Source organism: Pseudomonas putida, from assembly GCF_025905425.1.
GTDB lineage: Bacteria > Pseudomonadota > Gammaproteobacteria > Pseudomonadales > Pseudomonadaceae > Aquipseudomonas > Aquipseudomonas putida_AF.
In genome coordinates this window covers 4159671-4173064 of sequence record NZ_CP109603.1, presented here as the reverse complement: position 1 = coordinate 4173064, position 13394 = coordinate 4159671, and the positions used below count along the sequence as shown (strand labels likewise).

Annotated in this window: 11 protein-coding genes; 7 read left to right on the top strand and 4 right to left on the bottom strand. The window is 63.2% G+C overall.

The features are described from left to right. Positions 1-31 precede the first annotated feature (31 nt). The 3 genes from zwf to OGV19_RS18650 are packed head-to-tail and all read left to right on the top strand — an operon-like array spanning position 32 to position 2899. Entirely contained in the window at positions 32-1501 is a 1470-nt protein-coding gene (gene zwf / locus OGV19_RS18660; protein ID WP_264310100.1) for a glucose-6-phosphate dehydrogenase, read from the top strand. After that, positions 1488-2201, top strand: a complete 714-nt coding sequence (gene pgl, locus OGV19_RS18655) for a 6-phosphogluconolactonase (RefSeq protein ID WP_264310099.1) — start codon at positions 1488-1490, stop codon at positions 2199-2201. The genes zwf and pgl overlap by 14 nt, the downstream gene beginning before the upstream one ends. A gap of 17 nt (positions 2202-2218) precedes the next feature. Further along, on the top strand, positions 2219-2899 hold the full coding sequence (locus OGV19_RS18650) for a bifunctional 4-hydroxy-2-oxoglutarate aldolase/2-dehydro-3-deoxy-phosphogluconate aldolase (protein WP_264310098.1): 681 nt from the start codon (positions 2219-2221) through the stop codon (positions 2897-2899). Positions 2900-3126: 227 nt separating this feature from the next. On the opposite strand, the gene leuA is transcribed toward OGV19_RS18650, so the two are convergent. From leuA to OGV19_RS18630, 4 genes are all read right to left on the bottom strand, one after another. Beyond that, complete coding sequence (gene leuA, locus OGV19_RS18645) at positions 3127-4800, bottom strand: 2-isopropylmalate synthase (RefSeq protein WP_264310097.1); 1674 nt, start codon at positions 4798-4800, stop codon at positions 3127-3129. 421 nt (positions 4801-5221) lie between these two features. Continuing rightward, positions 5222-6049 (bottom strand): M23 family metallopeptidase, encoded by an 828-nt coding sequence (locus OGV19_RS18640; RefSeq protein ID WP_264310096.1) that lies wholly within the window; start codon positions 6047-6049, stop codon positions 5222-5224. A 3-nt stretch (positions 6050-6052) separates the two neighbouring features. After that, on the bottom strand, positions 6053-7432 hold the full coding sequence (gene xseA / locus OGV19_RS18635; protein ID WP_264310095.1) for an exodeoxyribonuclease VII large subunit: 1380 nt from the start codon (positions 7430-7432) through the stop codon (positions 6053-6055). 351 nt (positions 7433-7783) lie between these two features. Continuing rightward, positions 7784-8665 (bottom strand): LysR family transcriptional regulator, encoded by an 882-nt coding sequence (locus OGV19_RS18630; RefSeq protein WP_264310094.1) that lies wholly within the window; start codon positions 8663-8665, stop codon positions 7784-7786. 97 nt (positions 8666-8762) lie between these two features. On the opposite strand from OGV19_RS18630, the gene OGV19_RS18625 reads away from it, so the two are divergent. The 4 genes from OGV19_RS18625 (at position 8763) to guaA (ending at position 13334) form a co-directional block, all read left to right on the top strand. Then, the gene (locus OGV19_RS18625) at positions 8763-9518 is read left to right on the top strand and encodes a sulfite exporter TauE/SafE family protein (protein ID WP_264310093.1); all 756 of its coding nucleotides are present in this window, start codon (positions 8763-8765) and stop codon (positions 9516-9518) included. Between the two features lie 46 nt (positions 9519-9564). Next, positions 9565-10122, top strand: a complete 558-nt coding sequence (locus OGV19_RS18620) for a sugar ABC transporter ATPase (RefSeq protein ID WP_264310092.1) — start codon at positions 9565-9567, stop codon at positions 10120-10122. A gap of 86 nt (positions 10123-10208) precedes the next feature. After that, complete coding sequence (gene guaB / locus OGV19_RS18615; RefSeq protein ID WP_027595680.1) at positions 10209-11678, top strand: IMP dehydrogenase; 1470 nt, start codon at positions 10209-10211, stop codon at positions 11676-11678. Positions 11679-11756: 78 nt separating this feature from the next. Beyond that, on the top strand, positions 11757-13334 hold the full coding sequence (guaA, locus tag OGV19_RS18610) for a glutamine-hydrolyzing GMP synthase (RefSeq protein WP_264310091.1): 1578 nt from the start codon (positions 11757-11759) through the stop codon (positions 13332-13334). Positions 13335-13394 lie beyond the last annotated feature (60 nt).

The following is a 13394-nucleotide window of genomic DNA, read 5'->3' as shown; positions in this document are numbered from 1 at the left end:
CCTAGACCAACTTTAGGAAAGAACCAACATCATGGCTGCGATCAGTGTCGAACCTTGCACCTTTGCCCTGTTTGGCGCCCTGGGCGACCTGGCATTGCGCAAGCTGTTTCCTGCCCTCTATCAGCTCGACCGTGCCAATCTGTTGCACCCGGACACACGCCTGCTGGCGCTGGCCCGTGAGAGCGGCAGTGCGCAGGATCATCTGCACACCATCGAGGCGCACCTGCGTCGGCATGTCGCCGACGCCGACATCGAGCCCGCTGCGCTGGGCCGCTTCCTGGGCCGACTGAGCTACCAGCATCTGGATTTCCTCCAACCTGAGGGTTACCAGGCGCTGGCCGAGCAGTTACCCGGCGAGCTGCCATTGATTGCCTACTTCGCCACGGCGGCTGCGGTATACGGCGCCATTTGCGAAAACCTCGAGCGGGCCGGCCTGGCACCGCGTACCCGTGTGGTGCTGGAAAAGCCGATCGGCCACGACCTGGAGTCGTCGCGTCGGGTCAACGATGCCGTGGCACGGTTCTTCCCCGAGAGCCGGGTCTATCGCATCGACCACTACCTGGGCAAGGAGACCGTGCAGAACCTGATCGCGCTGCGCTTTGCCAACAGCCTGTTCGAAACCCAGTGGAACCAGAATTCGATCTCCCATGTGGAGATCACCGTGGCCGAAAAAGTCGGCATCGAGGGCCGCTGGGGCTATTTCGACAAGGCCGGCCAGCTGCGCGACATGATTCAGAACCACCTGTTGCAGCTGTTGTGCCTGATTGCCATGGACCCGCCCAGCGAGCTCTCGGCCGACAGCATTCGCGACGAGAAGGTCAAGGTACTCAAGGCCCTCGCGCCGATCACCGGCGAAGGGCTGAGCACCCGTGTGGTGCGCGGTCAGTACATCGCAGGCTACAGCGACGGTAAGCCCGTACCCGGCTACCTCGAAGAAGACAATGCCAACGCCCAGAGCGACACCGAGACCTTCGTCGCCCTGCGCGCCGATATCCGCAACTGGCGCTGGTCTGGCGTGCCGTTCTACCTGCGCACCGGCAAGCGCATGCCGCAGAAGCTCTCGCAGATCGTCATCCACTTCAAGGAAACGCCGCACTATATCTTCGCCCCGGAACAACGTTTGCAGGTCGGTAACAAGTTGATCATCCGCCTGCAACCGGACGAAGGCATTTCTTTAAGGGTGATGACCAAGGAGCAAGGCCTGGACAAGGGCATGCAACTGCGCAGCGGCCCGCTACAACTGAATTTTTCCGATGCCTGGCGCAGTGCGCGGATTCCGGATGCTTACGAACGCCTGTTGCTTGAGGTGATGCGCGGCAACCAGAACCTGTTCGTGCGCAAGGATGAAATCGAATATGCCTGGAAATGGTGCGACCAGTTGATCGCCGGTTGGCAGAGCGCAGGTGATGCGCCCAAGCCTTACGCGGCAGGGTCCTGGGGGCCGATGAGCTCAATCGCACTGATTACACGAGATGGGAGGGCGTGGTATGGCGATATCTAAACTGCAACTGCCAGCGGCGGTGAAAGCGCATGAACTGGCAGATGCCAGGACCCTGGCGGCGACCTTGGCCCGTGACGTGGCCGAGCGGCTGCGGGCGGCGATTGCCGCCAAAGGCCAGGCCTGTGTGGTGTTGTCCGGTGGGCGCAGCCCGGTGCCGTTTCTTGAGCGGTTGGCCGCCGAGGCGCTGGACTGGTCGAAGGTCACCGTGAGCCTGGCCGATGAGCGCTGGGTGCCGGTGGAGCATGCCGACAGCAATGCCGGCTTGCTGGCCCGTCACCTGCTCAAGGGCGCGGCGGCCAAGGCGCGCTTCATTGGCTTGTATCAGCAGGCCGAGAACCTTGAGCGCGCTGCGGCCAGCGCCGACCAGGCACTGGCAGATCTTCCGGCCATCGACGTGTTGGTGCTGGGCATGGGCGACGATGGCCATACCGCCTCGCTGTTCCCTAACAGCCCCAATCTGGACGAAGGCCTGGACCCGAACACCCCGCGCCGCTGCCTGCCAATGCTGGCGCCCAGTGTGCCGCACCAGCGCCTGTCGCTGACCCGCGCGTTGCTGGCCAGTGCCGCGTTTACCGCGCTGGCCGTGCAAGGCCAGGGCAAACTCGCTACCCTGCGCGCCGCGCTGGCGGGCAACGACCTTACCGAAATGCCGATACGCGCCTTTCTTCACGACCCCCTGGACATCTACTGGTGCCCATGAGCCAAGGATCCACTGTCATGACCACCCTTGAATGCCCACAGACTCTGCTCTCGATGGCCGACAAAGCCGCCCGGATCGACGCGATCTGCAACAAGGCGCGCATCCTGCCGGTGATCACCATCGCCCGTGAGGAAGACATCCTGCCCCTGGCCGATGCTTTGGCTGCAGGCGGTATTCGTACCCTTGAGGTGACCCTGCGTTCACAGCACGGCCTGAAGGCCATTCAGGTGCTGCGCGAGCAGCGCCCAGAGCTGTGCATCGGTGCCGGTACCGTGCTCGATCGCAGCATGTTCGCGGCGGTCGAAGCGGCTGGTGCGCAGTTCGTGGTCACCCCAGGCATCACCCAGGACATCCTCGAAGCCGGTGTGGACAGCAACATTCCGCTGCTACCGGGTATCAGCACACCGTCCGAGATCATGATGGGCTACGCCTTGGGGTATCGCCGGTTCAAGCTGTTCCCGGCGGAAATCAGCGGTGGCGTGGCGGCGATCAAGGCGTTTGGCGGCCCGTTTGGCGACATCCGCTTTTGCCCGACTGGTGGGGTCAACCCGGCCAATGTGCGCAACTACATGGCGTTGTCCAATGTGATGTGCGTGGGCGGGACCTGGATGCTCGACAGCAGTTGGATCAAGAACGGCGACTGGGCGCGGATCGAGGCGTGCAGTGCCGAGGCAATGGCGTTGCTGGACGCCAACTGAATTTGTTGTGTGCTTTACGGCTTATGGGGCGCTTGGTCGGCGCCCCTTTTTTTTGCCTGCAGGTTTTGTGTTGATGGTACTGGCCTCTTCGCGGGGCAAGCCCGCTCCCACAGTAAACCTCCGTAGATCCACCATTCCTGTGGGAGCGGGCTTGCCCGCGAAGAGGCCAGTACAGGCATAAAAAAGCCCGCATCAAGGATGCGGGCTTGTGACCATCAAACTACAGCTTACGCCGCTTTAGCCTCTTGCTGGCTCAGCGACCGGTTCAGCGCGCTGAACAGTGCCTTGAAGCTGGCGGTGGTGATGTTTTCATCGATACCCACGCCATGTACCGGACGTCCCCCGGCCACACGCAGCTCGATGTACGCAGCCGCCTTGGCATTGGTGCCTGCACCAATGGCGTGTTCGTTGTAGTCCATGATTTCCACGGCAATCGGCAGGCCGGCCACCAGGGCTTCCAGGGCACCGTTGCCCTTGCCGCGCCAGTGCAGGGTGGTCTCGCCTTCACCGGCGACTTCCACTTCCACGGCGCTGTGGCCGTTTTCTTCCTGCAGGCGGTGGCTGACCAGCGCATACGGGGCGTTGGCCTGCAGGTATTCCTTCTGCAGCAAGCTGTAGATCTGCTTGGCGGTCATTTCCAGGCCCAGGCGGTCGGTTTCACCCTGTACCACCTGGCTGAACTCGATCTGCATGCGGCGTGGCAGGCTGATGCCGTACTCCTGTTCGAGCAGGTAGGTGATGCCGCCTTTGCCCGACTGGCTGTTGACGCGGATCACCGCCTCGTAGCTGCGGCCGATGTCGGCCGGGTCGATCGGCAGGTACGGCACTTCCCACAGCTCGCCTTCCTGCTGCTTGGCGAAACCTTTGCGGATGGCGTCCTGGTGCGAGCCGGAGAACGCGGTGTGGACCAGGTCGCCCACGTACGGGTGACGTGGGTGCACCGGCAGTTGGTTGCACTCTTCGACGACCTTGCGCACGCCATCGATATCGGAGAAGTCCAGCTGCGGGTCGATGCCCTGGGTGTAGAGGTTCAGCGCCAAGGTCACCAGGTCGACGTTGCCGGTGCGCTCGCCATTGCCGAACAGGCAGCCTTCGGCGCGGTCGGCGCCGGCCATCAGGCCCAGCTCGGTGGCGGCGATGCCGGTGCCGCGGTCGTTGTGGCAGTGCAGGCTTATGATCACGCTGTCACGGCGGCTGATGTTGCGGCAGAACCACTCGATCTGGTCGGCGTAGATGTTCGGTGTGGCGACTTCCACGGTGGCCGGCAGGTTGAGGATGAGCTTGTGCTCAGGGGTTGGGTTCCACACCTCAATGACGGCGTCGCAGACTTCTTTGGCGAACTCAAGCTCAGTGGCGCTGAAGGTCTCTGGCGAGTACTGGAAGGTCCAGTGAGTTTCTGGCTGCTGGGCGGCGTACTTGACGAACAGCTTGGCCGCGTTCACCGCGATGTCCTTCACGCCTTGCTTGTCCTGGTTGAAGACGATGCGGCGGAACGACGGGCTGGTGGCGTTGTACAGGTGGACGATGGCTTTTTTGGCACCGCGCAGCGATTCGAAGGTGCGGGCGATGAGGTCTTCACGGGCCTGGGTCAGCACCTGAATGGTGGTGTCGTCCGGGATGTGGCCGTCTTCGATCAAGGTACGCACGAAGTCGAAATCGGTCTGCGAAGCGGAGGGGAACGAGGCTTCGATTTCTTTTACGCCGACCTGCACCAGAGTCTTCCAGAAACGCAGCTTCTTCTCCGCATCCATCGGCTCGATCAGCGACTGGTTGCCATCACGCAGGTCCGAGCTGCACCAGATCGGCGCTGCAGTGATGCTTTTCGACGGCCAGGTGCGGTCAGGCAGGTCGATGGTCGGGAAGGCGCGGTATTTCTTCGAAGGGTCTTTGAGCATGGTCATGGAAGCAATCCTTTTGTATGCGGCCGAGATCGGGCCTGCCGAGCAGTAACGAGATGAAAAGGCGAGGCGACGCGATTCACCCTGGTAGTCGGGCACTGACCAGGCAGAGGCTGCGATGTTGTCGGAGCAGAATGAGGGTGCTGGAGGTTTTCATGCCTCAACCCTAACCAGTGGGGTGAGGGATGGCAAGTGTTCGTAGAAAATTGAGAGGAATGCTTAAAAAAAGTGGGATGGCGAGATTTTGTAGCGCTTTTTACTGCAAGGCTTTGAGGTTTTTGCGCGGTACTTTTTGATGGCGCAAGACGAGGGAAGTCAGGGTGTTTGTGCCAGCCTCTTCGCGGGCAAGCCCGCTCCCACAGGGATCTGCGGCGTCGCTAGCCCTGTGAGAGCGGGCTTGCCCGCGAAGAGGCTGGCGCCGATCTCAGGGTTGAAACGCGCCAATGAAGATGGCTGGATCTACCCGCGCATCATTCAAGCTGACATTCCAATGCATGTGCGGCCCGGTCGCCCGCCCGGTCGAGCCAACCCGGCCCACCACATCCCCGCGACGCAGCGCCTGCCCCACCTTCGCATCGATCTTCGACATGTGGCAGAACATGCTGATAAAACCCTGGCCATGGTCGACAAACACGGTACGGCCATTGAAGAAGTAATCACCCACCAGGATCACCTTGCCATTGGCCGGGGTCTTGATCGGCGTGCCGGCGGGCACGGCGAAGTCCAGCCCGGCATGCGGGTTGCGCTCTTCGCCGTTGAAGAAGCGGCGCACGCCGAACTTGCTCGACAGCGGGCCCGTGACCGGCTTGTCGAGGATCAGGTTGCTTGGCAGGGCCGGGCTGAAGCTGCGGTAGGCCTTGATCTGCTCGGCCAGTTCGCGGTCGATGCGCTTGAGGTCGGCCGGGTTCGGGTTGACCTGGCGCGTGTTCTTCAGGGTGATGCGCTGCTCGGGGTACTGCTTGCTGCCGACTGTGAAGGGCAGGCTGCGGCCACCTTGGCTCAGCACCGCGGTGCCGGGTTTTTGGGTCAGCGGGATGCCGACGATCGCCAGCCAGTTATCCTGTTCCTTGACCACCAGCACCGGCTTGCCGTCAAAGCGCGCGTTTGGCGCTGTGCTGCCGGGCCCCAGGTCGACCACTGCCACGCCGCCGGGCACCGGTTTGTTCAAGGCGCGGGTGATATAGCTGGCCTGGGCGCCGCTGGCCAGCAACAGCAGGGAAAGGGCGAGCAGGGGCGCGAACAGGCGGGGCATGAGTCAGTCCAGTAGTGAGAGGGTGACGGGCGTCAGGTGGTTGTCTTCGACGCGCACCTGCAGTTCGCCCTCATTGAGGCGGGCGGTCAGGCGCTGGCCGTTGTGGGTTTGCTCGGCGCTGCGGATGGCCTGGCCACGCTCATCGAGCAGGATGCTGTAGCCGCGGGCAAGGGTGGCCAGCGGGCTGACCACTTGCAGCGTCTGCAGTTGTGCCTGGAAGCGCTGGCGGCGGTCCTTGAGCACGTCGCGCATGGCCCGCGGCAGGCGTTCGGCGAGGCTGTCCAGGCGCTGGTTCAGGAGCTTCAGGGTACGGCCCGGGTGTTGCGCGGCCAGGCGGGTGTCGAGGCGCCCCAAGCGCTCGCGGCGCTGGTTGAGGTTGAGCATGAAGGCACGGCGCAAGCGCATGTCCAGGTCGTCCAGGCGCTGGGCTTGCTGGCGTAGCCGCTCACCCGGATGGCGCAGGCGTCGGGCCAGCGATTCCACGCGCAGGCGGTCGTGGCTCAGGCGGTTTTGCATGCGCAGCAGCAGGCGCCGTTGCAGGCCGTCGAGGCGCTGCTGCAGGCCACTGTTGTCAGGGGCCAGCAGTTCGGCGGCGGCCGATGGCGTGGGGGCGCGTACGTCGGCGACAAAATCGCAGATCGACACATCGGTCTCATGGCCGACGGCACTGGCGATGGGCGTGACGCAAGCGGCCACGGCACGTGCCACGGCTTCCTCGTTGAAGCTCCACAGGTCTTCCAGCGAGCCGCCGCCACGGGCCAGGATCAGCGCATCGAAACCAAGGCTGTCGGCCAGTTGGACGGCGCGTACGATCTGCGCGATGGACTCGCGGCCCTGTACCGCTGTGGGGATCAGGTTCAGTTCAACCTGCGGGGCACGGCGGCCGAATACGCTGATGATGTCGCGGATCACCGCACCGGTGGGCGAGGTGATGATGCCGATGCGCTGCGGGTGGGCCGGCAGCGGCTTCTTGCGCTCGGCGCTGAATAGGCCCTCGGCGCCAAGTTTTTCTTTCAGTGCCTCGAACGCCAGGCGCAGGGCGCCATCCCCGGCAGGTTCGACACTGTCGAGAATCAGCTGATAGTCGCCACGGCCTTCGAACAGCGAGACCTTGCCGCGTACGCGCACCGCCAGGCCGTCGCGCAGGGCCTGGCGGACGCGGGTGGCGTTCTGGCGGAACAGCGCGCAGCGCACCTGGGCGCCGCTGTCCTTGAGGGTGAAGTACATGTGGCCGGAGGCCGGGCGGGCGAGGTTGGATATCTCGCCTTCCACCCAGACACTGCGGAACACGTCTTCCAGCAGCACACGAGCGCGGCCGTTGAGCTGGCTGACGGTAAGGACCTCGCGGTCCAGGCCGAGTCGTTCGAAGGGGTCTTTGATCATGGCGGGCATCATAAAGGACATCGGGTGGTGGCGGGAATTGGGTTGGGGCTGGCAGGTGTAGGGCGGTGGATTTTTAGCGCCTTTGAGATCGAGCGCCGCCCGCGCGGCGCATCGCGACGCAAGGCCGCTCCCACATTTGTTTCGGGCCAATTATTCCTGACAAATTCGCGCGCGGCCCCTTGGCGCCCACCTCAATATCGAGTTGGACAAACAAGGCGGTCGCGCGCCCATGCCACAGGCCTGACTGGCCCGAAACAAATGTGGGAGCGGCCTTGCGTCGCGATGCGCCGCGCGGGCGGCGCTCGATCTCAAGAGCGCAGAAGATCTACCGTCATGCACCACTGCCTCCCATCACGCCCCCTGCATCGCCGCCAAAAACTGCTGCACCATCACCCCTGCATCCCGCCTGCACGCCAGTGCCACAGTACTCTCACAAACCTCCCCCAGCGCCACGAACCTGACCGATGCCGGCGCAATCTCGCGCATGCATGCCGGCAACAGCGCCACCCCGAACCCCGCCTGAATCAACTGCAACTGCGTAGTCTTGCGTGAAACCACCTGGGCCGCCTGCGGAAAGAACCCTGCATTCATGCACAGCGAGGCCGACAAGTAGCTCAACCCGCCGCGATCGCGGTGAGGAATGGAAATGAACCGTTCCCCACGCAGTTGCTCCAGTTGCACGACCGGCGCTTCAGCCAAGGGGTGCCCGGCGGCGACGGCCAACAATAAAGGCTCGCTGAACAATTCATGCAGCACCACGCCCTCATGCTGGCGCAGCACCGGCAGGCGCAGCAGGCCGATATCCAGCCGCCCAGCTGCGATATCCTCCAACTGCGCCTCCGAGGATTGCTGCGCGATCTCCAGTGCAATCCCTGGGTTGCCTTGCAGGTAGCTGCCCAGGCGAGCCAGCAGTGGCCCGGTCAGCGGCACGGTGCTGGAGTGGTTCAGGCGCAGGCTGCCTTGCAGGCCGTCGCCCATGTCGCGGGTGATGCGCTCGGCCTGTGCCAGGTCGGCCAGCAAGCGGCGGGCACGCTGCAAAAAGGCGTCCCCCGCGAGCGTCAGACGTGGCAGGCGTGCGGTCCGCTCGAACAGCGGCGTGCCCAGGTGCTGCTCCAGCTCCTTGATCTGCCGGCTCAGCGCCGACTGGGCGATGTAAAGCCGCTCGGCGGCGGCGCTGAAACTGCCGCTCTCGGCGATTTCCACGAAGTAACGCAACTGGCGGATCGACGTCATGTCATGCCTTTTCGAGATGGGTGATGGCGCAAACGCATATTAGTCGGCATGGCTCATGGCTGGCTAACCTTTGCATGACTTTTCAGGAACACACGCCATGCTCACCCAATTGTCCTTTTCCGGCCTCGACTGGCTGCCCATCCTGCTCGGTGTTGGCCTGGCCTACATCGTCTTCGGTATTGCCGGTTTCGGCACTGCACTGGTCGCAGCCCCGGTGCTGATCCACTTCATGCCGCTGTCCCGGATCATCCCGCTGTTGGTGCTGCTGGACTTCGTTGCGGCATTCGGCAACCTGCTGCCGTCGCGCCGGGATGTGGTGCGCGGTGAGTTGATGCGCCTGCTGCCCTTCATGGCGATAGGGTGCACCCTGGGGGTGGTGTTTTTGCTGCGGCTCAAGTCCGACCTGCTGCTGTTGCTGATGGGTTTGTTCGTCAGCGCCTATGCGTTCTATAACCTGGCGGTGAAGGTGCGCCCGGCGAACCTGTCCGGCGTCTGGGCGGTGCCCATGGGTACGGTAGGGGGCTTGTTCGGCGCGTTGTTCGGCAGTGGTGGTTTTCTTTATGCGCTGTATCTGAGCGCCCGCCTGGAGGCGAAAGAGCAGGTGCGGGCTACCCAGAGCGCGCTGATCAGTTGCAGCACGGTCGTACGCCTGTCGCTGTTCCTGCTCGCCGGGGTTTACGCCGACAGCAGCCTGCTGCTGCTCGCGGCCTGCCTGTTACCGGTAATGTTCATCGGGCTGTGGGTGGGGCGCCGGCTGACCCTGAAACTGTCCCGCGAGGCCTTTGTGCGCCTGGTCACCTGGCTGGTGCTGGCCAGCGGCTTGGCCATGATCGGTCGCTACCTGAGCCTGTGAGCGGTAGAATTGTTTCATTACCGCAGTTCGCAGGCTTGCTTCCTTAATGAACACCCAGTGCATCATCGTCCCCAAGCTTTCCACCGTCCCGGCCCACGAAGCCCGCGCCCGGGCGATCGTGCGCTGGCTGGTGCGCGAGAAAATCGTCGAAGAGCAACTGACCACCTGTGGCCGCACCGGCAACCGCATGGGCCATGCCTTGGCCGAAGGTGCACGCAAGGTGGCCCTGCATCCTGAGAAGCTGCCATTCGGTGAGCAGGCCAACGGCCTGGAGATCATGCTCAAGCGCTGCATCTACACCCCGACCGACGGTTTTCTTGAAGAAGCCGGCTGCCCGGAGTGCCGCCGTGAAGTCGGCGAGCCGCTGTTCGAGAGCCTCGAAGAGTGGATGCCAAGGGTCAGTGACAATTTCACCTGCCCGCTGTGCGGCTTCGAAGACGACATCAATGGCTTTCTTTACCTGCAGCCATGTGCCTTTTCCAACCTGGGGTTCATCTTCAACAACTGGGGCGAGGCCGGATTTACTCAGGCCTTTCTCGACAGCTTCGCCGACTGGTTGGATCAGCCAGTGGCCGTGGTGCAGGTAAAAGTGCCACAAGGCTGACCGAAGGCCCTTATTTTGCATTGAGCGGCGCGCCGTGGATGAGTATAATGGCGCGCTTCCATTTTTCCCGCCCGGGAGCCCCCGCGATGCTGCGTATCAGCCAAGAAGCCCTGACTTTCGACGATATCCTCCTTGTACCTGGCTACTCCGAGGTACTGCCCAATGAAGTCAGTCTCAAGACCCGTTTGACTCGTGGCATCGAGCTGAACATCCCTCTGGTTTCCGCCGCCATGGATACCGTGACCGAAGCGCGTCTGGCCATTGCCATGGCTCAGGAAGGCGGCATCGGCATCATCCACAAGAACATGACCATCGAACAGCAGGCCGGCGAAGTGCGCAAGGTCAAGAAGTTCGAGGCTGGCGTGGTCAAGGACCCGATCACCATCGAAGCCGACGCCACCGTGCGTGACCTGTTCGACCTGACCCGCCTGAACAACATCTCGGGTGTTCCGGTGCTGGAAAACGGCGACCTGGTCGGTATCGTCACTTCCCGTGACGTGCGCTTCGAAACCCGTCTGGATGCCAAGGTTCGCGACGTGATGACGCCTAAAGAGCGTCTGGTCACCGTGCGCGAAGGCGCCAACAAGAACGAAGTCCGCGAGCTGCTGCACAAGCACCGCCTGGAAAAAGTCCTGATCGTCGACGACAAGTTCAGCCTCAAGGGCATGATGACCGTCAAGGACATCGAAAAAGCCAAGGCCTACCCGCTGGCCAGCAAAGACGACCAAGGTCGTCTGCGCGTCGGCGCGGCAGTCGGCACCGGCAAGGACACCGGCGAGCGCGTAGCCGCGCTGGTTGCCGCCGGCGTTGACGTGGTGGTGGTCGACACCGCCCACGGTCACTCCAAAGGCGTGATTGACCGCGTACGCTGGGTCAAAGAGACCTACCCGCAAGTGCAGGTGATTGGCGGCAACATCGCCACCGGCGCTGCGGCCAAGGCCCTGGCTGAAGCTGGCGCTGACGCCGTCAAGGTCGGTATCGGCCCAGGCTCGATCTGCACCACCCGCATCGTCGCCGGTGTCGGCGTGCCGCAAATCAGCGCCATCGCCAACGTCGCCGCCGCACTGGAAGGCACGGGCGTGCCGCTGATCGCCGACGGTGGCATCCGCTTCTCGGGTGACCTGTCCAAGGCCATCGTTGCCGGTGCTTCCTGCGTGATGATGGGTTCGATGTTCGCCGGTACCGAAGAGGCCCCGGGTGAAGTCGAGCTGTTCCAGGGCCGTTCCTACAAGGCCTACCGCGGCATGGGCTCGCTGGGTGCCATGGCACAGGCGCAGGGCTCTTCCGACCGTTACTTCCAGGACTCCTCGGCCGGCGCCGAGAAGCTGGTACCGGAAGGCATTGAAGGCCGCGTACCGTACAAAGGTGCCCTGGCTGCGATCATCCACCAGCTGATGGGCGGCCTGCGTTCGTCCATGGGTTATACCGGCAGCGCGACCATCGAAGAGATGCGCACCAAGCCGGAATTCGTACGCATCACCGGTGCCGGCATGGCCGAGTCCCACGTGCATGACGTGCAGATTACCAAAGAAGCCCCTAACTACCGCGTAGGCTGAGGCTTCCAGCAACAGTTGCACGCGGGGCTGTCACGACAGCCCCGCGTCGTTTCCGATTTCCACTGACGAGATTGAGTCATGGCCCTCGACATTCACGCTCACCGCATCCTGATCCTCGATTTCGGTTCCCAGTACACCCAACTGATCGCCCGCCGCGTGCGCGAGATCGGTGTCTACTGCGAACTGCATCCGTTCGACATGGACGATGAAGCGATCCGCGAATTCAACCCGCGCGGCATTATCCTCGCTGGCGGCCCCGAGTCGGTCCACGAAGCCAACAGCCCGCGCGCACCGCAGGCGGTGTTCGACCTGAACGTACCGCTGCTGGGCATCTGCTACGGCATGCAGACCATGGCCGAACAGCTGGGCGGCAAGGTTACCGGGTCCGACCTGCGCGAATTCGGTTATGCCCGCGTTGACGTGGTCGGCAAGAGCCGCCTGCTCGACGGCATCGAAGACCATGTGGACGCCGATGGCGTACTGGGCCTGGACGTCTGGATGAGCCACGGTGACAAGGTCACCCAGATGCCTGGCGACTTCCACGTGCTGGCCAGCACCCCGAGCTGCCCAATTGCCGGCATGTTCGATGACGCGCGCGGCTACTACGGCGTGCAGTTCCACCCAGAAGTGACCCACACCAAGCAGGGCGGCCGTATCCTCTCGCGCTTCGTCCAGGACATCTGCGGCTGCGAAGCCTTGTGGACCCCGTCCAACATCGTCGAAGACGCCATCGCCCAGGTGCGTGAGCAAGTCGGTTCGGCCAACGTCCTGCTGGGCCTGTCCGGCGGCGTTGACTCCTCCGTGGTTGCCGCGCTGCTGCACCGCGCCATCGGCGACCAGTTGACCTGCGTATTCGTCGACAACGGCCTGCTGCGCCTGCACGAAGGCGACCAGGTGATGGCCATGTTCAAAGAGAACATGGGCGTCAAGGTGATCCGTGCCGATGCCGAGGAGCAGTTCCTGGGTAACCTGGAAGGCGAAGCGGACCCGGAGAAGAAGCGCAAGATCATCGGCCGCACCTTCATCGACATCTTCGATGCCGAAGCCAGCAAGCTGGACAACATCCAGTTCCTCGCCCAGGGCACCATCTACCCTGACGTGATCGAGTCGGCCGGCGCCAAGAGCGGCAAGGCCCACGTGATCAAGTCGCACCACAACGTCGGTGGCCTGCCAGAGGAAATGAACCTCAAGCTGGTCGAGCCGCTGCGCGAGCTGTTCAAGGACGAAGTCCGCAAGATCGGCTTGGAACTGGGCCTGCCGTACGACATGGTCTACCGCCACCCGTTCCCAGGCCCAGGCCTGGGCGTGCGGATTCTCGGTGAAGTGAAGAAGGAATACGCCGACATCCTGCGTCGCGCTGACCACATCTTCATCGAAGAATTGCGCAAAGCCGACTGGTACCACAAGACCAGCCAGGCCTTCGTGGTGTTCCAGCCGGTCAAATCGGTTGGCGTCGTTGGCGACGGCCGTCGTTACGCCTGGGTCGTGGCCCTGCGTGCCGTCGAGACCGTGGACTTCATGACCGCGCGTTGGGCACACCTGCCGTACGAGCTGCTGGAGACCGTCAGCGGCCGCATCATCAACGAAATCGAAGGCATCTCGCGCGTCACTTACGACGTATCGAGCAAGCCGCCGGCCACGATCGAGTGGGAATGATTTCGCGCCCGGCCACGGCCGGCGTCCGATAGCAGGAAGCTAGCAAAAGCCCGCTTGATT

Coding starts and splice junctions, on each gene's coding strand:
- zwf (WP_264310100.1), top strand. CDS start 32: ATGGCTGCGATCAGTGTCGAACCTTGCACCTTTGCCCTGTTTGGCGCC.
- pgl (WP_264310099.1), top strand. CDS start 1,488: ATGGCGATATCTAAACTGCAACTGCCAGCGGCGGTGAAAGCGCATGAA.
- OGV19_RS18650 (WP_264310098.1), top strand. CDS start 2,219: ATGACCACCCTTGAATGCCCACAGACTCTGCTCTCGATGGCCGACAAA.
- leuA (WP_264310097.1), bottom strand. CDS start 4,800: ATGACCATGCTCAAAGACCCTTCGAAGAAATACCGCGCCTTCCCGACC.
- OGV19_RS18640 (WP_264310096.1), bottom strand. CDS start 6,049: ATGCCCCGCCTGTTCGCGCCCCTGCTCGCCCTTTCCCTGCTGTTGCTG.
- xseA (WP_264310095.1), bottom strand. CDS start 7,432: ATGATCAAAGACCCCTTCGAACGACTCGGCCTGGACCGCGAGGTCCTT.
- OGV19_RS18630 (WP_264310094.1), bottom strand. CDS start 8,665: ATGACGTCGATCCGCCAGTTGCGTTACTTCGTGGAAATCGCCGAGAGC.
- OGV19_RS18625 (WP_264310093.1), top strand. CDS start 8,763: ATGCTCACCCAATTGTCCTTTTCCGGCCTCGACTGGCTGCCCATCCTG.
- OGV19_RS18620 (WP_264310092.1), top strand. CDS start 9,565: ATGAACACCCAGTGCATCATCGTCCCCAAGCTTTCCACCGTCCCGGCC.
- guaB (WP_027595680.1), top strand. CDS start 10,209: ATGCTGCGTATCAGCCAAGAAGCCCTGACTTTCGACGATATCCTCCTT.
- guaA (WP_264310091.1), top strand. CDS start 11,757: ATGGCCCTCGACATTCACGCTCACCGCATCCTGATCCTCGATTTCGGT.